The organism is Leptotrichia trevisanii DSM 22070, from assembly GCF_000482505.1.
Classification (GTDB): domain Bacteria; phylum Fusobacteriota; class Fusobacteriia; order Fusobacteriales; family Leptotrichiaceae; genus Leptotrichia; species Leptotrichia trevisanii.
Genome location: NZ_KI519443.1, coordinates 61,300 through 85,314, shown reverse-complemented (window position 1 = coordinate 85,314; position 24,015 = coordinate 61,300). Strand labels below are relative to the sequence as shown.

Below are 24,015 nucleotides of genomic sequence, written 5' to 3'. Positions count from 1 at the left end.
GAAAATAAAAATTAAATTTTATAATATTTACACTAAATTCTGTAAAAACTGTTATTAAACAAAATAATTTACTACTACTAAAACCCATTAGAAACTAGAAGTTTTGATTCCTTGCTAAATAGTATGTAATTCAAAATTTATTAAGTATTTGTCATATAAATGGAAAATAGTATAATATTTTATGTTCTTTATTTTTTAATAAAATAATTTTAATGTTATTACTGTTTTAGCTATTTTGTTTCATTAATTTTTTATTAAACAAATCAAAAGAATATAGTTAAAATGGTTAAGTTGAGAAATTTAATTAATTTAATTTCAAGATAATTAAAAAAAAGTATTGACATTTTTTTATTAAATAAGTAAAATGTTATGGTATGTTAAAAAAAATCTGACTCAGAAAAATCTAATTATTCTATATGAATATTATATTTAATCTTGTTAATTTGATTTTGTAAGAGTTTGAGAATTGAACAAATAATGATGAATTAATTGTTTAGATGAGAGTTTAAATTAGATTGAGTATGTTATAAAAAAATTTATTAAGAAGGAGTGTTTTAATGACTAATAATCTTAGACAATTGGGAAAAGACTTGCGTACATTTGCGAAAAGATGTAAAAATGTGCATTATACTAATAATTTGTTAATTACATTTTTGTTAACGGGAATGATTATTTCAGTAAAAAATCTGTTTCCTGTAACGAAAGATTCCAGTATAGAGAGCCAAAGACAGGTAATTTCAACATCAATTAAGGATATACATCAAAATTTCAAAAGAGTGAGGACTGAAAATAATAAGCTGCTTAGAAATTCAAACCTGGAATTGATTCAGCTAATGGAGCAGGGGGATCACGTTGTAAAATCACCTTGGAGCAGTTGGCAATATGGGATAAATTATTATTATAATGATTGGCATGGGACGTATAAAGGGAAAGGCAATAAAGTTTATGAGGATGAGGTTTATCTTAGACAAAATACTTTATCTGCTAATAGGATTTCAAGATATTTGACAGATAATAAGAAAGATAATTCATATAATTTGACAAATTTGAATATTATACCTGAATATCCTGTAACAGTAAGCATAAGTGCAGGTATACGGCCAAAATCAGTAAATAAGACAGAAACTAATTTTGTACCTCAAGCACCGAGTGGAGCATTACCGCCATTTGAACCAAGAATGGTAAGCACTCCATCAAAACCGGGATCACCAAATCCTACACCACCAACATTCTTTACTCCACCAAGTCTTGTCTTTAAAGGAAAAGGATTTTCTCAAAGGCCTATTGTGGGGAATAGGACTACTGGAGGAGAAACTGGGTATACAACTACCAGATACAATAAAGTTGGTAATTCGTATGTTGCAGCTGGACAAAATGCTCAAGTCAGTCCAAGATTTAATAACTCAGTTGTTATGCAAAATTATGATGAATACAATACAACTGGCGGAACATTGGATATTACTATGGGAAGTACGACTACTTGGAGTGGGGCGAATGTTGAAGGAAAGACTACATTACCTACAAATGATGCTTCTGATCAGAGAAATTACTCGATAAATGATGATGTTGAAATAGGAACAACAGATGTTGCGGGAGGAGCAACAGTTACTAAAACAATACCACACGATCCATTTATAATTTATTATACTTCTCCAGGAGCAACTTTGACTCATACATTAAAACCTGGAAATGTTCAAGAAGGATGGATATTTGATACTGAGTATTCAGGGAGTGGTTCATCAAAAAGTTACACTCCAAAATGGGATACTGTAAATGCTTTTATAAGTGATTCAAGAGATCATGATACTACAATAAAAGGAAATTATAAAGTTACAGATAATGGAACGGGTGAAGAAACAAAAATATTCTTTAGTTACAATCCATCAGGAGTAGGTGGAAAACCTTATAATCCTAATCAAAATCAATGGGGATGGAGTGACGGAACTGGACAAGATGTAGAAAGAAAAGCAGTATTTAATGGAAATTTGGAATTAAATGGAATAGCTTCTACTAATAATACAAATGTATTAGTCGGATTAGAACATCAGTTATGGGCAAAAGATCCATTATCATCTGATGCAGCAGATCAAGCTGAATGGAATAAATCAAATTCTAATACTACATTGGAAAATAAAGGGGAAATAACATTAAAGAGTGGAAATAACCTTGTAGGAATTATGATTGATGTTGAACATTCCAATGATAAGAATAAAAAACGTCATAAAACTATAAATAGTGGTAAAATAAATGTTAATAGTAATAATAGTATCGGAATAGATTTTGGTTCATATTCTTTTGGATATTTGCAGACAGATGTTTCGTTAGGGACAATAAATGTAAATGGAAAAAATAACTATGGATTTAGAATGTCAACTCCACAAATTAAAGATGGTGGGGGAAATATTATGACTCAAGGAAGTTATAATAATGGAGCTGTTATAAAAAATACAGATTACTATGACTGGGGTATGAGTGTTGATGGAGGAAATGGTAAAATAACAGTTGGTGGAGAAGAAAACGTAGGAGTTTCTATTTCTCAATCATTAGGTATAACTAATCCTAAAACAAATACAGCATATGCTGACACAAATCCAATTCATAATATAACAAATTTGGATATAGAAGTTAAAGGTAATAAGACAGTAGGATTTTTAAGAAATAAAAATTATTCGAGCAATAATACAAACGATATAGTTTTAAACGACACAACTGTAAGAGATTTGAACTTCGGAGATGGTGCAAAAGGAAGTACACTTGTACGTAGTGATAAATACGGAATTCTTCTTAATAAAACTATAAATTCCACTAAAGGCTCTACTGGAAACAGCTTTGTACAATCTAGTAATGGTGGATATGTAACAAATCAGGGGACTTTATCAAGCAGCCTTGATAAATTTACGGGAATGGTATCATCAGGAAGTGATGGGACAACTAAATCTAAAGTTTCTAATACTGGGACTATTACGCTTACAAGCAACTCGGATGATCTTGTGGGATTGGCGGCACTAAATAATGCAGATGTTGCTAATACAGGAACGTTGAAGGTTTTGGGGACAGGTAAGAATAAGGCTGGAATATATAATAATGGTACAGGAACTGCAACTATTGGAAACAATAGTAATATAGAGATTACAGGGGAATCTTCTTCTGCAGTTTATAATAACACAGGAACTGTTAATATTAGCGGAACAAATTCAATTACTGCAAATAACGGTTCTGTTGGAATATTTTCATCAGGAGGGACTGTTACTTCGACTTCTGGTAACAATTTAAACATAACTGTAAATGATACTGTTAAAAAAGGATTGGGTGTTTATGCCGAAAATGGTGCAAATGTAAATCTTTCTGGTGCTAAGATTAATGTTCAGAACGGTGCAGCGGGAGTAACTGCCGAAGGTACCGGTACAAGTTTAAATTTACAAGGTTCAACTTTGACATATAATGGTGATGGTTATGCGATTTATGCGAATAATGGCGGAAATATAGACTTATCCAATAACGCTACTATAAATTTATATGGAAAGGCTACAGGATTTGAAAAAAATACTTCAACTGTAAATTTGACAGGTTCAACTATACATATTTACTCTAACGATGTTACAGTTGTCAATGTAAAAGATGGTGGAACTTTGAATACTACTGGGTTGCAGGCTAATGTAGGGGTGATGTCTGGGGCAGGAGCTCTTTCAATAAACTCTTCTCACGGATTTACTGGTTATAAATTGGCTGCAATAGATGGATTGACAGCTTATAATGTGTATAATATTGATAAAAGCATTGCGGCTGATGATACTCAGCAAAATAATGATTCATATGTGTTTACAAAAAACTTGCTGGTACAAAGAGCTGTAACGAACTTAAAGGCTGGAAATAATGTAAAAGCTGTTCTAAGTGGTGCAGATATGACAAAAATAGGACTTTCGTCTGTTGTAGGGCTGGATATGAGTTCAAGTAAAAATGCGACTTCCAATAATGAAGCTCAGATAAATCTTGAGGCAAATACTACGGTAACTGCTGACAGATCTGATTCTGGCTCAGGTGGAGTAGGACTTTATATAAATTATGGAAAAGTGAATACAGCTGCTTCTGCAATTGTAAATGTGGAAAAAGAGGCTAATACTGTCAATAATAATGCAGTAGGAATTTACTCTGTAAATGGTTCGGAAGTGAATAATGCCGGAACTGTAAATGTAGGAGGAAATAATTCTATCGGAATTTTAGGAATGGGATTCAGGGAAAATACCTCTGGAGCAGTCGTTGGAGCTGAATTTGGAACAGGTGCAGCTGGACAGGGAAAATCAGTTGTTTTAAACAGCGGAAAACTTAATCTGGATGGAGAAGCTGCGACAGGAATTTATATGAAAAATAATTCTGGTGCCACATTATCAGATATAACGGCTACAAATACAGGAACAATAACAATGTCAGGAAATGGTGCTGTCGGAATGTCTGGAGCAGGAGCAACACTAAAAAACAATAATATCATAAATATTACTGGACAAAAGGCGGTAGGAATATTTGGTAATGCAAATTCGGCTTTATCAAATACAGGAACTATAAATGTAGGTGCTTCTGCCACTACTGATCCTGTAAACATCGGTATGTTTACAAATGACACAGGAACTTCGCTTACAAATGACGGAACTCTTAATATTGGTAAAAATTCTTACGGAGTTTACGGTAAAAATGTAACTACAGGAGCAAATTCCAAAATAAATGTAGGAGATAATGGAGTTGGAATATTCTCAAACGGGAATTCTGTGACTGTAAATGGTGAATTAAATATAAATCCTAACGAAGCTGTCGGAGTATTTACATCTGGAAATGGTGCTATGAATGTAGCAAATAATGCAAGTAAAGTTGCAATTGGTGATGGTTCGTACGGGTTTGTGCTTAGAAGTGGAGGAACCTCTGAAAGAATACAGGCAAATGGGGGAACTACAGGACTTGCACCTACAACATTTACAAGTAATACTTCAAATGTAACATTGGGAAATCAGGCTGTATATGTTTACTCGGCAGATACTTTGGGAACAATTACAAATAAAACTGCAATAACTACAACTGGAAGTAACAACTACGGATTGTATGCGGCAGGAAACGTTGTAAATGAGGCTTCGGCAAATATGAACTTAACTTCAGGTGCAGGAAATGTCGGAATTTACAGTATAGAAAATGGGAATGCCAAAAACTATGCAACAATAGATGTAGGAACATCTGACAGGGAAAATAAATTTTACAGTATTGGTATGGCTGCAGGATATTACAATGAAGACACAAGAAGACTTGAACAGACAGGAAACATTGAAAATCACGGAACAATAAATGTAAATAATGAATATGGAATCGGAATGTATGCTGTAGGAAGCGGTTCAAAAGCGATAAACTACGGTACAATTAATCTGGATGGAAAAGGTACGACAGGAATGTATCTGGATCAAAATGCAGTAGGAATAAATTATGGTACAATCCAAACTTCTGCTAATCCATCAAAAACTGGAATAATAGGAGTTGCAGCATTAAATAACTCGGTAATTAAAAACTATGGTAGAATAATTGTTGCTGGAACTGGAAATATAGGTGTCTATACTGCTGGTAACGGGACTTATTCCCAAGAGACAAGTTCAAATCCTGCTCAAGGTGGAGTATTAACTACTGGAAGCATTACAGCTTCTAATGGTGCGACAGACAAGAAAAATGATGAACAGGTGCCAACAGATAAAAAAATCGCAGGAATAAACATAATTGCTCCAGCAGGTGCTAAAATTGCAAAAATCGAAAGAAATGGAGTTCCAGCCTCAATTGATTCTGTTGATACTGTAAAACCAGTACCACAGCCTCAATATGTTACAGTAAACTCTACTTCATTAATTGATCTGAGTAAATTAAATAATGGTATTACAAATGTAAACTTGTCAAGAGCCTCTTCTTTAGGAATGTATGTTGACACATCAGGAGTTAATTACACTAAACCTATTGAAGGACTGCAACATTTGAATTTAAGCAATGTTAATTTGATTTTTGGTTCAGAAATATCAAAATATACTCAAAACAAGGATATCGAAGTCGGGGATAACATCTTAAAACCTTTCAATGACGTTTTAGCTCCATTAGCACAAAATGGATTGACTATGTCGTATATTTCGGGAGCATTGAACTGGATTGCAACTGCAACATATAAGACAGATGGAACACTGGCGAAAGTCTATATGTCGAAAATTCCGTATACCGCCTATGCAAAATCAGGGGATAGAAATAACTATAATTTCCTTGACGGATTGGAACAGAGATATGGAGTGGAAGGACTAAATTCACGTGAAAAAACATTGTTCAATAAATTAAATGAAATTGGAAAAGGTGAATCCAGAATTTTTGTTCAGGCTGTAGACGAAATGAAAGGGTACCAATATTCAAATACACAGCAAAGAATTACAAGTACAGGTAATGCACTGGATACAGAATTTTCATACTTAAAAAATGAATGGAGAAATCCGTCTAAACAAAACAATAAAATTAAAGTGTTTGGTATGAAGGATGAATACAACACTGATACAGCTGGAATTATTAATTACACAAATAATGCCTACGGTGTGGCTTATGTTCATGAAGATGAAAAAATTAAGATGGGTAACTCAAGCGGATGGTATGCAGGAGTTGTAACAAACAAATTTAAATTCAAGGATATTGGACACTCAAAAGAAAACCAATCTATGATTAAAGCTGGAATATTTAAAACAATGTCGCCAAAAGCGGATCACAATGGAGCATTACAATGGACAATCGGTGGAGATGTATTTGCAGGGATTAACAGTATGACACGTAAATATTTAGTTTTAGATGAAATATTCCAGGCAAAATCTGATTACCATTCTTATGGTGCGGCTTTTAAAACTGACTTGGGATACGATATAAGATTGAGTGAAAGAACACATTTACGTCCATATGGAGCATTAAAAATGGAATATGGAAGATTTAACGACATCAAGGAAGACAGAGGAGAAATGAGATTAGAAGTAAATGGAAATGACTATTTCTCAGTAAAACCGGAAGTCGGTATGGAATTTAAATATGTTCAGCCACTTGCAGTAAGAACGAATTTAACAGTAGGGTTAAAAGCGGCATATGAAAATGAAATCGGAAAACTTCAGGAAAAAAATCAGGCAAGAGTAAGATACACTACAGCTGGATGGTATGATCTTGCAAATGAAAAAGAAAATAGAAGTGGAAACGGTAAATTTGACTTGAATATTGGAATCGACAACACAAGATTTGGAGTAACAGTAAATGGAGGATATGACACTAAAGGTAATAATGTAAGAGGTGGAATAGGATTTAGAGCTATTTACTAATTCCAAATATTAAAGTAAAATTATTTTAATTAAAAAATTGAGGACAGTGGAACTTAGGTTTTACTGTTCTTTTTTCTATTTTATACTATTTCCCATTTAAATAGCGAATGTTTAATAACAGTTTTTACTATTTTTATTATGTTTTTTCTTTATTTATTTTCGCAGGATTGCTCATTGCCGCAAATCCTTATCTTGCAGTAAAGATTTATCCTGATAATTAAAATTGTGGCAAGATTGCTACGCAATAATCTATGGCTAGTCTACGACATTTTTCTGCACTGACAAAAAACTCGCTATGCTCAAACAGTATTGCCAATACAGAAAAATGCTCCGACGGTTAAACTATGTTTAAAAAATGAAAATTATATTTTAATTATTTGAAAATATTAGGTTTATACCCTTTATTAGAAAAGTTTGTAAAAATTCGTTATTTAAATGGAAAATAGTATAATACTACCCCCTATTTAAAAAATAGAAATAAAATTCTATAACAATTAATTTGATAGCCTTATAAAAAAAATCAAATTTAATTTTTAAGTATCCATCTTAAGGACTTTTATAATTTTTTTATAAATATTATGACTAATAATAGTTTTTTCTATTTCTTATTGAATTTTTTTGTAACGTAAGGGCATCAAACGCCATGCCCTTTTTCGCAATAACAGTTATTTTAACATGTATAACTGGCTACTACTTAGAGATAATGGCGAAACGTTCTACGAACTACTCCGCTTTACGCAAAACTTTCTTATAAAGAAAAAATAAAACTCGCTTCGTAAAACTACGCTCACTTTCGCAAATAAGAGTTATTTTAACATAAATAAATTTTAATATTATAAAAATTATGGCGAAAGAAATACATTTGTATTTAGTTATTTTTCCTTTAACAAAATTTTGCTTATTTAGTATTTTTAAAATATAAAAGCCTAAAACTTAAATATGATAATCTTTATGATTTAATATAGAATGTCGTGATTTTTTTGGAATGAAAACGACTAAACACATTTATGTGTTTCTTTCGACAGAATCTTTATAGCAAATATATTTTATAGAGTTGTTCTAATCTTTATTTGCGAAAGTGAGCGTTAACGAGTTTCGTTTTCATAGTACTTCAAGTTTATCCAAATAATAAAGTTTAGACTACTTTCTCAAATAAAATTTGGGAATATTTCAAAAAAATGCTTAGACGAGCCAGGGTTAGTGCGTAGCACTTTCGCCATTCTCTTTAATATGTCATTATTTAAATATGTTAGAATAACTATTATTGCGAAATGAAGGGAAATGGCGATTGATTTCCCTTGCTTATATAAAAAGAAAAAATATAGGATTATGAAAAACATATATTAACAATAAGCAGTTTTTCAAATTCTGAATAAGAATCCCTTATATGGATACTTAATGATAAAATTTAATTAAAGGATATTTTAATAGTTACATAGATTGTATAATAGCATAATCTTGTAAAAAAACTTTAATTCCATAAATTTATTTCTACTATTTAAATGGGAAATAGTATAAAATATCTGTTGACAAATTTTTTATATATTGTTCAATAAATAGAACAACGAAAATAAAAGGAGTGAGAAATATGATAGCTACAAATTATTCTAATATTAGAAATAATCTAAAAAAATATTGTGACAAGGCAACACGAGATTCTGAAACAATAATTATAACTAGAAAAAATGATGAAAATGTTGTGTTGATGAGTATAGACGAATACAATAATTTGATGGAAAATTTGTATATTATGTCTAATAAGGATTATTATAATGAATTACTTAAAAGAAAGGAAGAAGTTGAAAAAGGGAAAGTTGAAAAACATGATTTAATTGAGGTGGAATAATATGAATATAAATTGGAATAGTAAAGCATGGAAAGAATACTTAGAATGGCAATCAAAAGATAAAAAAATTGTTAAGAAGATTAATGAAATTATTAAAGATATTCAGAAAAATGGGAATGAGGGGTTAAATAAATCTGAGCCTTTAAGACATGGGTTAAGTGGTTATTGGAGCAGAAGGATAACTGACAGGCATAGATTTATTTATAAATTGACTGAAAATGAGATTGTGATAATTGCTTGTGCCAATTATTATAAATAGTTTTAATAGAAGATTTTAGTATATTTTGAGATAAGAAGTAGAGGATTTAATAATAAGTTCTCTCTTTTTTATTTTCTTTCGGAACCAATAAATTTAATTTTATTTAAAAAAAATATATATAAATATTATAAAATTATAGAAAAATATTATAAAATTAATATTTCATTTTGAAATTTTGTGAGTTATAATTGGGTTAAGAACGTAAAGAATTTTTTAATTTTTATTAAATCTTTTAAAAATTGAACTGGTTTTTTTGCATGAAAAAAGCAAATGTTATTTTCTCTGTGTGTGTTTTATTATTACGAAATATTAGAATTAAAGTCTTATCCTACACAAATTTTAAAATATTTGATTTATTTGGCACAGCTTTGGAGAAGTTTAATATTAAAAATATTGACACATTTTATTACAAAAAATTAGATTTTTTTTATTTTAAAATTAATTGTTGATTGAAAATATAAATTTAACTGGAAGAGTTCATAGATATGAAATCACTAAAATCACTTTAAATCACTTTTTATGCTACTTTTCCAGTTAATATTAACAAAATCGTTTTAATTTAAATATAAAAATTATAGCTAATTTACCCCATTCTAAAATTTATGTGATTTTATCGGTTCAATTTTCAAGAGTTTGTAGTGTGTTTGAGAGTATTGATTTTATTAAGTTTATAAAATTTTACGTTTAACTAAAGTTATATTTACAGGGAGGAAAAAATGAATAATTTTAGACGGATAAAGCAGAGTTTGAGAACATTTGCAAAAAGGTGTAAGGATTTACACTATACAGATGATTTGTTAATTACATTTTTAATAACAGGAACACTTTTTACAACAGTTAACGCATTTTCAGCAGTAGAAAGCACAAGCATAGAAAGTCAAAGACAGGTAATTTCCACATCTATCAGAGGAATACAGCAGGAACTGAAAAAAACAAAGGCAGAAAACAATAAATTACTTAAAAATACAAATTTAGAATTAATTCAATTGATGGAACAAGGAGATCATGTGACAAAATCACCTTGGAGCAGCTGGCAATACGGAATGAATTATTTTTATAATGATTGGCGTGGAACTTTTAGAGGACGTGGGGATAAAAAACAAAAATATCCTTATGAAGGAATCTTTGAGCGAAGTGACGACATATTCTTAAGATCAATTTCCAGCGACAGTGTCCATTATGACTCATACACCTCAGCAGCAAATGCACTTGGTAAATACAGACACCCGGCAACAACTTCTTCAAACCAGGTAAGATCTAGATATGGACTGGAAAATTCAGAAATACGTTATGAACCAGTGGTACGTATCGAACTTGGAGCCTCAGTAAAACCAAAGGAAATAGTAAAATCGCCAGTAACAGTAACACCTCCAAGAATACAGGTGAACACAGTTACTCCTTTGAGCACACCAGCAGCCCCAAGTGCTCCGAATCCGCCAACAATAGAAATAGACAAATTCAATCCTGTAGCACCGAATCCGATAACAGTTGATTTGCCAACACCACCGACGTTTAATATTAAATTGGGTTCGTATCGGAATTATATGACACAAAACTTTTTAGGAGATGTGGATGGTGGACGACATACAGGGGATGGGAAGTCATACGGAACTTCTGATAGTCCAAGAATAAATGGAGCTGATTTAGGAAATTCGACGGTTATTTATGCTTGGGCAACTCCAAGTGGACATGTTCCAGGGGCGAAATTTGATTCAGCATTACTAAAAGCATATTTTGACTATACTTACCGTGGAGGTTCTGGAGGAGGCACGGCAACAGTAGAAGGAGATGTGAGGATAGATTCTATTAGGGGAAATATCCAAGATCCTGATCCTGTTAATAGACCATGGAATAATCAACCCTTTTTAGTTGGTGGTTCAAGAATAGCTACTCTTGACAATGCACAGAATGGTGGGACAATATTAAATAAAGCAACTGTTCGTATGATTGGACCACTCGTTGTAGGGTATGAGATACAAAATGATGATGCAGGAACAGGAAAAAGAGAAGTAATAAACTCTGAAGTTGGTGGAACATTAACAGATGAGTCAGAACCAACAGATGCTGCTTTAAATGGAGTGTTTGGAAATAATTCATCACTTGATTTGAATTTGGCTCCAAATCTTGGGGGAAAAGGGACAGGAACTTATGGGCAAACAAAAATAACGGTGAAAAAAGGATATACTGGGTATAAAGTAGGAATGATATTAACTCATGAAAAAGATGACCCATCACCGACTACAAATTATTATCGTTTAATAAATAATGGTGTAATCTCATTTAAGGGAGATAGTTCTATAGGAATACAAGTATATGCTCCACCTGCAGGTGCCCCTAACACGGTGGTACAGGTAATAAATGGAGAAAGTGTTGGCGGAAACAAAATAATATCATTAGGTGGAATAAAAAGTTATGGATTAAAACTTTCTTCGAGAATTTTGGAAGGAGCAGGTAATAATAAGTCTAAATTTGAGAATAGAGGACAGATAAATATTTCAGGAGGAAATGGTGAAGAGCAATCTCTTTCATCAGGAATTGCTGTATTAGAAGATAACAGCATGCAGGGAACTAAAGCAATAAGAGCATATAATAATTTAGTAAAGAATGTTAATGGCGGAACAATACATGTTTTAGGTGGACAAGGTAACAGTGGAATGGTTTTGAAAGTAAAAGCCAACGACGATATTACTAATACGGAAAATGCTAAAATTAGAGTTACAGGAACTAAAAATATTGGTATGAGGGTGGATTTGGGAGCAGTAACTACAGATGACCCTGCTACTACTTTTACGCCTAAAGCTATAAATAAAGGAACAATTACTATAAATGATGATCAAGCTGGTAGTACAGGAAATATTGGAATGGTTGCAAATAATTCGGATGGTAAGAGTAAAGCGGTTGCCGAAAATGTGTACCTTGCAAAAATAAATTTTACAGGTAAATCAACAAAGGCAATTGGGATGTTCTCACAAAATGGTGGAGAAATTCTAAATAAGGGAGAAATCACGGGAGGAAGTACAAAGGCTAAGTTAGAAGGAACTTTAGGAATGGTAGTGCAACCTGCTGATGCTAAGAAAAATATGGTGGCTTCAAGTGGTATAAACGACGATAAAGGAAAAATAGATTTAACAGGAAATAAAGTTACAGGAGTGTACAATCAAGGAACGTTTGTAAATAAAGGGAAAATTGCTACTTCTGGAGAAGGGGCAATAACATTATACGCAAAAGGAAAGGACTCAGTTACAGATATATATTCTGGAACTATAACAGCTAAAAACAAGGCTTTGGGGCTTTTTGCAGATGGAGCTACTGTAAAATTAGGAGGAGGTTCTAAAGCGTTAACATTGGAAGCTGATGGTGAAGGAACTTTGATGTTTTATAATTACACTAAGACAGTAACAGGTGGGGTAACAAACTATAGTAATACTGATGGTAAATTTTCGCTTCAAAATGATGTGACTGCTGAATTGAAAAATGGAGCGACTGGATTCTACTTTAGGGATACTACGCCGGGTTCAGGTTCAGGAACAACGACTGCTAGCCAGTTGAACAGTATGTTTGGAGGTTCTGTATCAGGGAAAAAATTAAAAATGTCACTGGATGAACATTCTACTTTATTTGTGTTAGATAATAAGTCGCCTAATAAAACGGCTGTTAATTTGTCAGATGTAGATCCAGATGCAATAAATAAACATTTAGGTAATCATGTAGAAGTGTCTGGAAAAAATTACAAGGCATATAAAGTTTCTAAAGGGACATTGAATGTTAATAAAGATGTTAATTTGGATAATCATACAAGTGTTGGTGGTTCAAAGATAGACGATTATTATAGGGTAGAATTTATAAATTCGTCTGTTACAGTGGCAAAAAATCAGACTATAAGCGGGACTGACGCAGGAAAACTTGATCAAGTGATAGCTCAGGCTAACTTTGAAGGGGCTACGAAATCTGATACTATACAAGTTACAAATAACGGAACGATAAATTATTCTAAAAAAGGTGCAACAGCGGTAGTTGTGGATTTTGGGCAAGCTACAAATAACGGGCTTATTAAAATGGATGCAGCCAATGGTAGTACAGAAACAAGTGTAGGATTGTTTGGAGCTTCCAATTCTATTTTGAAAAATTCTTCAACTGGAGAAATCCAGCTTGGGAAAAATGGAGTAGGAATTTGGGGTAAAAATAACATAAAATCATCAGTCAGCACTTGGAGCAAAAATATAAATATTGAAAATGCAGGTAAAATTACAGGACTTGCAGGAAAAGAAAATATCTTTGGAATATATGCCGATAACAGTAAAGTAGCAAGAGCAGATTCAAAAGTTTTCCATTCAGGAACAATAGACTTGTCACAAGCTAAAAAGAGCATTGGAATACTGATGAACAAGGGAACATTGACTTCAACTGGAAATATATCCGTTAATGATGCCAGTGTTGGAATAACTGCAGAGGATTCAGATATAACAATAAATGGTGGAACTCATACGATAGGAGAAAAATCAGCAGGATTTTCAGTAAAAGGCAATACTAAACTATTAGGAAATTCTGGGAATATTTCAATAACAGGAAATGGTTCAGCTGCATATTTGTTAGAAAGTGGAACATTTACTTCTGGAACTAATTTTAAAGATAATTTGACATTAACTTCTACAAAGAAATATACATATATAAATACGAAAAATAGTACGTTAAACTATGAAAATACAAAAACTATAAACAATGATGAAACTGTATTTGTAAATTCAAATAATTCAACTATTAATTTATTAGCGGGAACTGTTATTACTTCTAAAAATCAAAAAGTAACAGGGATTTATTCAGACAATTCACCTGTATCAAATGCTGGAATATTATCATTGACAGGTGATCAATCGTCTGCTTTATATGGGAAAAATGGTTCAGACTTGATAAATAGTGGTAAAATTACTATTGGAAAAAATGGTTCAGGAATATATGGTATAGATAGTAGAGGAATCAACTATGGTGAAATAACTATAGGTGAAAAATCTGTTGGAATGCGTGCAGAAAATAATGTAGTAACAAATAGGGCAACTGGAAAAATAATCAGTACAGGAGTTAAGGCGATAGGAATGTCCCAAAGTGGTGGAGATGGGGATATAGTAAATGAAGGTAAAATAACATTGACAGGTGATCAGTCCATTGGAATGCACTCTGAAAATGCAAAAAATACGCATGCTCCAGTTCATCAGGTTAGAAATGAAGGGGAAATCACAGTAGGAGATTCTTCTTCGGCTGCAAGTCCAAGTATAGGAATGTATTCTGCAAACAATCTGGATAGTCATATTGTTAATGAAGGTAAAGTAAAAGCGGGGGCGAAATCAATAGGAATATACGGTGGAAATGTAAGATTAGGCGGTGTTCCGAGTGGAGTAGCTTCGGAAACTTCGGCGGGAGATGGAGGAATAGGAGTTTATTCTGACAGAGGAAAAGTTGAAATAGAAGAAGATGCAAAAGTTTCTGTTGGGAAATCACTGGGAGATAAGCAAGAAGGAGTAGGTGTTTATCTGGCTGGAAATAACAGAACTCTTGAAAGTGATACTGATAAGTTGACGATTGGTGACGGTTCATTAGGATATGTTATGACAGGACAGGGAAATACCGTTAGAACAGGGAAAGCTGGAACAACAGGAAAAATCACTTTGAACAATAATTCTGTTTTCACTTATTCGTTAGATAAAACAGGAACTATAACAAACTACAATAATTTAAAATCAAACGGAAATGAAAATTATGGAATCTATGCTTCGGGTTCTGTTGAAAATAGAGGAAACATAGACTTTAGAAATGGAATAGGAAATGTTGGGGCCTACAGCTATACAAAAGGAGCCACAACTACACCTAATGCAATAAAGAATTATGGAACAATAGATGTTTCAGGTTCAGATGTAATGACAGATCCTAATAATAGAAAATATGGAATAGGAATGGCCGCAGGATACAGTGAAGAATCTCCAGCTGGTTCAGGAAATAAAGTTACAAGAGGGCTTGGAAATGTAGAAAATCACGGAATAATAAGAGTTACAAAACCTGACAGCATAGGAATGTATGCCACAGGAGCAGGTTCAGTTGCTTGGAATGCCAACAGAATAGAACTTAGCGGAAATAAACGAAATATAGGAATGTTTGTTGAAAATGGAGCAAGAGCCATCAATACAGGTACAATTACAACAGTTGGTTCAAATAATAAAAGACAAATAGGAATAGCAGTTGTAAAAGGAATACTGGATAACAGAGGAACAATAAACATCAATGCGGAAGGCGGATATGGATTACTTCTTGTGGGTGCAACCGTTATAAACCGTGGTGAAATAAACATAACAGCCACTGGAGGAGCACAAAAGGTAAAAGATGTAAAAGCGGCAGATTTATCAAAAACAATAGGTGACTTTGGAATTGATAAAGTCAAAATTGATGCACCGGCAGGAGCAAGAGATGCTACAATAACTGTAAATGGTGTAAGACAGACTCCTAAAGTAGTACATGTTGTAAATGTACCAAATAAAAAACCTAACGAAATATCAACATCAGGAATTGGAATGTATGTAGATACATCAGGTATTAACTATACTCGGCCAATAAATAATTTAGGTGCATTGACTTATTTGAAGGAAGCAGATTTGATATTTGGAGTGGAAGCTACAAAATATGTAAATGATAAGACAATTCAGCTGGGACAAGATATAATAGCTCCATACAATCATACAATCAGAACATCAGGAATAGAAAAATGGGCCATTTATTCAGCGTCATTAACTTGGATGGCGAGTGCAACTCAATTGCCTGACTACACAATAAGAAATGCCTATTTGACAAAAATCCCGTATACAGTATTTGCAGGAGATAAGAAAACAACGAGGGATACTTTTAACTTTACTGATGGATTGGAACAAAGATACGGTGTAGAGGCTATCGGTTCAAGGGAAAAACATTTGTTTGATAAATTGAATAGTATAGGAAATAATGAAAGAATTCTATTACAACAGGCATTTGATGAAATGATGGGACATCAATATGGAAATACGCAGCAAAGAATCAACGAAACAGCTTCATTACTGGATAAAGAATTTACTTATTTAAAACACGACTGGCGAAATCCATCTAAACAAAATAACAAAATTAAAGTATTTGGTATGAGAAATGAGTATAATTCAGATACAGCCGGAATTATTAACTACACAAGCAATGCTTACGGAGTGGCCTATGTTCATGAAGATGAAAAAATTAAAATGGGTAACTCAAGTGGTTGGTATGCAGGAGCTGTAACAAATAGATTCCGATTTAAAGATATTGGACACTCAAAAGAAAATCAGACTATACTTAAAGCTGGAGTATTCAAGACAATGTCGCCGAAAAAGGATCATAATGGAGCATTGCAATGGACAATCGGTGGAGATGTATTTGCGGGAATTAACGATATGAAACGTAGATATTTAGTTGTAAATGAAATCTTCCAGGCTAAATCCGATTATCATTCTTATGGAGCAGGAATTAAGACAGATTTAGGATATGATATAAGAATGGGGGAAAGAACTCATTTACGTCCATATGGAGCTTTAAGAATGGAATATGGGAAATTTAACAACATAAAAGAGGATAGAGGGGAAATAAGACTGGAAGTAAAAGGAAATGACTACTTCTCAGTTAAACCAGAAGTTGGAATGGAATTTAAATATGTTCAACCAATGGCAGTAAGAACGAACCTTTCGTTAGGATTAACAGCTGCCTATGAAAGTGAACTAGGGAAAGTTGGGGATGTAAACAATAGAGGAAGAGTAAGATATACAACGGCTGATTGGTTCAGAATAAGAGGAGAAAAAGATGACAGACGTGGAAACGGTAAATTTGACTTAAACCTTGGTATTGATAATACAAGATTTGGAGTAACAGTAAATGCAGGGTACGACACTAAAGGTAAGAATGTCAGAAGTGGGATCGGATTCAGAGCCATTTACTAACTTATAAAATCCTCAAGAATTTAAGTTAAGAAATTAACTTGAATAACTAAGAACAGTGAAATTTAATTTTTGCTGTTCTTTTTTTTTGAAAATATTGCTTTTGTAAAAATACTATCAACAAGACGAAATATCTGAAAAATATCTGTAATAATGATAAACAAAGTTTTTTCTGTAGAACGGGTAAAGGTAGAATATCTATTAAAATAAGGAATAAAAAATAGGTTAAATATTCTTCAGAATAGGTTATAGATACAATATATAATAGGATTATAATGAAAAGAGGAAGAGAAAAATATAAAGATTAATTAAGATAATAAAAAAATTCTTTAAAATAATATTTGTAAAAGATTGTTATTTCTTAAAAAATATGGTACAAATTATATTGTAAAAACAGAAATTACTAAGAGAATAAAAAGTATAAATTCTAATTAAGAAGGGGAAATAAGTGAATAGTGTAATTTTAGAACTTTCTACAATGGAAGATAAAATAATAGATAATACAGGAATGTATAGTTTTATGATTTATGAAAAATTAGCTGGGGTGTTAGGAATCGAAAAAAAGGAAGAACTGAGGGTTTCTAATATTTTTGGAGAGTTTTTTAATCAAATGATTCAATTGAAGAAAGATAAAAAATGTAGAATTAGGGTGGTAACTAAATCGCAAAAGGTTTTTTCTAATTTACAAAAGCGATTATTTGAGATAGCTGTAAATAAAGAAAAAATCATAATTGGTGAAGGAATTTTTAGGTTAGACGGAATTGTAACAAAAAATAATACTTGGTGTGGTGAATATGATTTACAAAGAGAATTGGATAATTTGGATACGGAAGTAGTTGATTTTTATGAAGAGGTGAATTTAAAAATTGTTAATCCTATTCTAATAAATAAAAAATCTATTTTTGGATTTGAGAGAATATTGGAAATTATTTTGGAAAATGTAAAAAATGAAGTAGAATTTGAAATGGAAGGGTTAAAAGAGAGTATTTTAAATTCGATCACGGTAAAAAGAGAATTGTACAGGGAAAAGAGAGTGGATTTATTGAATAGCAAAATAAAAAAAGCATATTTAGGAGATATTGAAATTGTATTACAAGGATATTATGGGCAAATGCTTTTGAGTTTTCTTCAGTATGTGAAATATGCTGGAGTGGGAGAATTTAGGGAATGTGGTTTTGGAGAAATGATAATCAGAAATTAATAAAAAAATAAAATAAATTTTTAAGGAGTGGAAATGGATAAAAATAAAACATTCAAAGAAGTATTGGACGAAAATAAATTTTTAGTTAGTATTGAAACTGTGAAAATAAAAGATTTTATTTTTTCAACAAATAAATTGAAATTAATTAGAGGAGCGAGTTATCTTTTGGATTATATGAATCAGGTGGAAGTGCCAAGAATATTGAGAAAGTACGGGTTGGAATATAATACAAAAGGGCTTGTAGATAAAATTTATGATATTAGTGATGATGAAGAATTTTTAAGAAAGGTAGACGAAAAAATAGATGGTGCTATTGATAAAAGAATATTGTATGTTGGAGCGGGGAATGCTAAATTTTTGGTTGAAAATGAAAAAGATGCTAAAAATATTTGTAAAGAGATAAAAGAACTTTATAGTGAAATTGCTCCGAGTGCAAAAGTGGTAGCTGAGTTTCATCCTATGGAAAAAGATGAAAAAATATGGGATGCGATTGATGAGCTGGCACAAAAGACTGCTGAAAAAAAAAGTGAAGGATTCCCAATGTTAAATATTGATTTGCCGTTTGCTGTGAAGTGTGATTTGTCGGGAACGGAACCAGCAGTTGTGAGTTGGAAAAGTATAAAAAGTGTAGAAAATGATTTAGACAGTATAGATATTCATAAAAGTGGTTATGATTGGAAATTAAATAATGAAAAGAGAAATAGTGAAGGAATAGTGAAATTTCAGAATGACACTGACAAACAGAAAAAAGATACGATAAAAGCAATTGAAAATGTTATCAAAGAAAGTGGATTGAACATTAGTGAAGAAAGTGCAGTAAAAATTAAGTATTCTAATAAAATGATTAAAGATGATGTGAATGAAATTGGATTTTATTCGATTATAAAGAAAGCTCTTAAAGATGATATTCATTTGAATACTGAAATTGATGATTATGCTGTAGGTGATAATTTTATTGGGTTTATTTATAGTGATGGAGATGGACTTGGAGACTTTTTAAAAAATGTAAAAAAAGTTTATACAACTGAAGAAGAATATTTAAAATTTATGAGAAAATTTAGTGTTATTTTGGATAGAAATACGAAATATGTGTTGAAAGAAGTTATTAAGGAAATGTATGAAAAAGGTAAATTTGTGAAGAAAAAACCGATTTTGAAAGATGGAAAATTTGTGAAAGATGAAAAAGGGGAAAATATTGAAAAATCTGTAATTGGAGAATTTCTGATTGTTGGTGGAGATGATGTTTGTGCAGTATTTCCAGCGGATTTGGCACTAGAAATTTCAGCAGAATTTCAAAAGCAGTTTGAAGAGAAAATGAACAAATTTACTGAAAATGAAAATAAGAATAATGAAGTGAAAAATTCAGAAAATATAACTTCTTCTTGTGGAGTTGTTATTGCAAAAGGGAAAATACCGATGTTCCAACTATTTGAGCAAGGACTCAAGTTGCAAAAATTGGCTAAAGGGAAAAGATACAATGAAAATCAGATTAGAGATGAAAAAGCAAAAAGAACGGGATATATTGATTTTCAGGTAATTGGTAATGAAGGAAATGTTGATATAAAAGGGTATAGAAAAAAATGGTTTGATAAATTTGATAATAAAAAAAATGAAAATAAATTACATATTTCAAAAAGGCCATATAGCATTAACAAAATAGATGATGATGTTTCTGAAAGTATTGACAAACTTATTGAAAATGTAAAAGATTTAAAAAAAGAAAATTTTCCGAATACAAAAATTCGATATATTTATGATTTAAAAAAAGATGAAACGAAAACTGATAATGAAAAAATTATGGAATCAATAAATATTTTATCTAAAATGAGCGAGGAAGATATTCAAGTTTTGAATAAATTATGGGGAATAAAAGATAAGATGAAATTAGATTTTAATAATGAAAATAAGGAATTTAAGAAACTTTTTGATAATATTTTTGATGTGTTAGAGATTTATGATTTTATTCAAAAGGATGAAAAATCTTTAGAAAAGGAGGATAATAAGAGTGGGAATTAAAATAGGATATGAAGCGAAATTATTGACACCAGTAAGTACAGCTGAAACTGGGACAATCGGAAAAGAAATTGATGTAGAAGTGAAAAGAGATAAAAACGGAATGCCGTATTTTTCAGCAAAACATATAAAAGGGATTTTTAGAGGAAAAGTTTTGGAATTTAGAAATGCTTTTGCTGGGAATAGTGAAAAATATTTTGGAGACAGTTTAACTGGAGAAAAATTTGTAGAAAAATATTTTGGAAGTGAAGGTAATAATCCAAGCAAAATTAGATTCTCAGATTTAAAATTAAAAACGGAAAAAAATCAAGAGGAAATTAATCATAAAATTGGGGATAGATATGGTGTAAAAATTAATAGAAAAACTAGAGTAGCAGAAGATAACTCATTATTTAATTACGAATTTGTAAAATCAAAAAACGTTTTTGCAGGAAATTTTGAAATAAGTGATAATTTTTTTGAAAAAAATGAAGATGAGACAAATTTAGAAAAAAATTTAAAATTTTTGCTGGCAAGTTTTTTGCATATTGATAAAATTGGAGGACTGAAATCGAGAGGACTGGGAAAAGTTGAACTTCGGGTTACTTCGGTAGAAATTGATAAGAAACATGAAACTTTAGAAAAAGAAAATGATAGATTTGAAACAATAGAGAGATTATTGGAAATTATATTAAAAAATAAACCTAAAAAAACAGAGTCAAAAAAATTAAAAGAATTAAAAAAATATAACTATACTTTGAATTTTTTAGAACTTTCGGTATTTCAAGGAAAAGTCAGACAAAACGAAGTTGAATTAAGAAATTCTTTGCAAGGATCTTCAATAAGAGGAGCAATTATTCAATATGGACTAGATAATAATTTCAAAATTGAAGATTTACTGAAAATAAAAATTGCTGAAGTGAAAAAAATTGTGAAAAAAGGTGGAGATGAGAAAGAAGAATTCAAATTAGCTAGTGGATTTAAAACAAAATATCCTGTTGAAGCAGATGAATATAAAAAGATAGATAAAGCAGTTAGTGTAATGAAAGAATATAAAGTGAATAAAAAAGATGAAAATGGGATAAAATTAGAAAGGGATTCATTAGTGTTATTGAATGCAACGGGAACAGAATTAAGCATAAAAATTGATGAAAAAACACGAACTACAGAAGAAAGTTTGTTATTTAGTACAGAATATACAGATTTGACTAATGTAGCAAATAAGGAAGAAGTTTTTTTTAAAGGGAATGTGGAAATTCCAAAAGGATTATTTGAAATTGGGAAGGAATATGAATTAAAAATTGGGAAGTATAAAACAAAAGGATTTGGAAAAGTAGAAATTAAGTTTGAAAAATACTCTGAAAAGCAAGGTATAAGTATTAGAGAGAGAATTTCAAAATTAAATAATCAAATTAGAGAAGATTTTTTAAGATTTGACAAGGAAAATAGTAAAAAAGAGGAAAATAAAAAAGAAAAAGTTTATGATAAAGACAAGTTATTAAAAGAAGGAAAACAAAAATTGATAACATTTGATTTTCTTTCAGATATGATTTTGCCATTTAACGAGGTTAGCAATGTTGGAGAGCAAATTTTAATATTATTTGGAGAATTTAGGAAAAGGTTAATTTTGAATAATAGAAGAACTTTTGTGAATGTTGAGAAATTGAGAGGTTATAACATTGTGAACAATATGAGAAAAATGGACGAAATAGTTATAACTCAAGGAAGTGTAATTTCTTATTGTATTGACAATGAGGATTTTGAGGGAATTTTGGAAGAGCTGGAAAAAATAGAAAAAGATGGAATTGGACTTAGAAGAAATGAAGGATTTGGAAGAGTAAAAATTTGTAGTGAGAGAGAATTTAAAGTGAATGGAGGGGGAAATGAATAATAATTTTGTACCTATAAGAAAAAGAAAAGAGAAGGAAGATATTAAAGGGAAAAGAAAAGAAGAATCAGAAGAACAATTGAAGGAACAACTGAGAATTTATGAAAAAGAATTGAGAGAAAAAATATTGAGTGACTATGAAAAGAATGCTAATTTTAAAAAAATTTTTGATGAAATAGAAAAAAATAAGGAAGATAAGAAAAAAGTTTTAAATTTGGCACAATTTAATAGATTTTATAATTTTGTTAAAGAAAATGATTATGGTTTTTTTGATGCAGAAGATAAATTAAAAAAATTTATTGAAAAACAATTAGAAAGAAAATATGCAGTAAAATTTTATATTTTTATCTGGAATGAATTTTGTTGTCAAATTTCAAAAGGTAAGTTAAAAAATGAAATGAAAATAGAAAAGAAAAAAATAGGAGAATTTGAAGTAGAAAATTTAGTAGTAGATAATGTAAAATCTATAAAATCAGATGAAATTTTAAAAAAAGAAATAAAAGAGGAAACTGAAGTAAGATTAAAAATTATTGAAGGATATTTGCTATATATTTTAGGTAAAAAAAGAATTGATGAAAAAATGAAAAATTGAAGAAGTAATAAATTGTTCAACAGCATGGTTGTTCCCAAATTAAGATTTTTAGAAAAAATGGAGGTAAAAAATAATGGATTTTTCAACATTTAAAAATAAATATGTAATAACAGGAGAATTAACAGTAAAAACAGCTTTGCACATAGGAAGTGGAAAGGAAAAAGATGATAGGGATGCACCTTTTATTTCATTAGATGAAGATAAAAACTTTTACGTCCCAGGTTCATCGTTTAGAGGATATTTGAGTACGAAACTAGAAAGATTTTTGGATAGTGGAAATGGTTTTAAGATTAAAAATAATGGGGAAATATTAAATGAAGCGGATGTAAAATTGATATTTGGGTATACTAATTTGGATAAATTAGAAACTAAAATTGATAATAAGGATAATGAAGAGATTAAGAAGTTAAAAGAAAATAATAAAAAAATACAAGATAGAATAGTAAAAAAATTAAATGCAGAGAAATTAGATGAAGTAAAATCTTTAGCAGGAAGAATACACATATCTGATATGGAAAGTTTAACAGAAGATGTTTTTGTGACAAGAGACGGGATAAAAATAGATAGAAACACAGGTGCAACTGAAAAAGGTGCAAAATTTGACTATGATGTGGTGCCTGCAGGAACACAGTTTAATGTTCGTATAGAATTGGAAAATATTGAAGATTATCAGCTAGAATTATTGGGACTGGCGTTAAGAGATATAATGTCAAATGAAGGAGATTTACTAGGTGGAAAAACTTCGAGAGGAATTGGAAGATGTAAATTGGAAAATTTGAAAATGGAATATGTTAAAGCAGATGATGAAGAAAATTTAGCTAAATATATTTTTACTGGAAAATTTCCTTATGGAATCTCGAATCAAAATGAAATGTTTGACACAAAAAATCTTAGTTTGGAATTGGGAGAATAGAA

General features: G+C 30.9%; 9 protein-coding genes. All 9 read left to right on the top strand.

Features of this window, described 5'->3' with window-relative positions; all coding sequences use genetic code 11:
* Positions 1-557: 557 nt before the first annotated feature.
* The 9 genes from K324_RS0110055 (at position 558) to K324_RS0110015 (ending at position 24,013) form a co-directional block, all read left to right on the top strand.
* On the top strand, positions 558-7,349 hold the full coding sequence (locus tag K324_RS0110055; RefSeq protein WP_026749003.1) for an autotransporter-associated N-terminal domain-containing protein: 6,792 nt from the start codon (positions 558-560) through the stop codon (positions 7,347-7,349).
* 1,588 nt (positions 7,350-8,937) lie between these two features.
* Positions 8,938-9,195 carry a type II toxin-antitoxin system Phd/YefM family antitoxin gene (locus K324_RS0110050; RefSeq protein WP_026749002.1) on the top strand — a complete coding sequence of 86 codons (258 nt, stop codon included), beginning with the start codon at positions 8,938-8,940 and terminating at the stop codon, positions 9,193-9,195.
* A gap of 1 nt (position 9,196) precedes the next feature.
* On the top strand, positions 9,197-9,454 hold the full coding sequence (locus K324_RS0110045; RefSeq protein ID WP_026749001.1) for a Txe/YoeB family addiction module toxin: 258 nt from the start codon (positions 9,197-9,199) through the stop codon (positions 9,452-9,454).
* 716 nt (positions 9,455-10,170) lie between these two features.
* Positions 10,171-17,430 carry an autotransporter-associated N-terminal domain-containing protein gene (locus K324_RS0110040; RefSeq protein WP_036095612.1) on the top strand — a complete coding sequence of 2,420 codons (7,260 nt, stop codon included), beginning with the start codon at positions 10,171-10,173 and terminating at the stop codon, positions 17,428-17,430.
* 445 nt (positions 17,431-17,875) lie between these two features.
* A complete protein-coding gene (locus K324_RS0110035) occupies positions 17,876-18,628 on the top strand; it encodes a hypothetical protein (RefSeq protein WP_026748999.1) in 753 nt (250 codons plus the stop codon).
* Positions 18,629-18,661: 33 nt separating this feature from the next.
* Entirely contained in the window at positions 18,662-20,644 is a 1,983-nt protein-coding gene (locus K324_RS0110030) for a Cas10/Cmr2 second palm domain-containing protein (RefSeq protein ID WP_026748998.1), read from the top strand.
* On the top strand, positions 20,634-22,511 hold the full coding sequence (locus K324_RS0110025) for an RAMP superfamily CRISPR-associated protein (protein ID WP_026748997.1): 1,878 nt from the start codon (positions 20,634-20,636) through the stop codon (positions 22,509-22,511). Before K324_RS0110030 ends, K324_RS0110025 begins: the two co-directional genes overlap by 11 nt.
* Positions 22,504-23,100: a hypothetical protein gene (locus tag K324_RS0110020; protein WP_026748996.1), complete on the top strand. Its 597-nt coding sequence runs from the start codon at positions 22,504-22,506 to the stop codon at positions 23,098-23,100. Before K324_RS0110025 ends, K324_RS0110020 begins: the two co-directional genes overlap by 8 nt.
* Before the next feature lie 73 nt (positions 23,101-23,173).
* Positions 23,174-24,013 (top strand): RAMP superfamily CRISPR-associated protein, encoded by an 840-nt coding sequence (locus K324_RS0110015; protein ID WP_026748995.1) that lies wholly within the window; start codon positions 23,174-23,176, stop codon positions 24,011-24,013.
* Positions 24,014-24,015 lie beyond the last annotated feature (2 nt).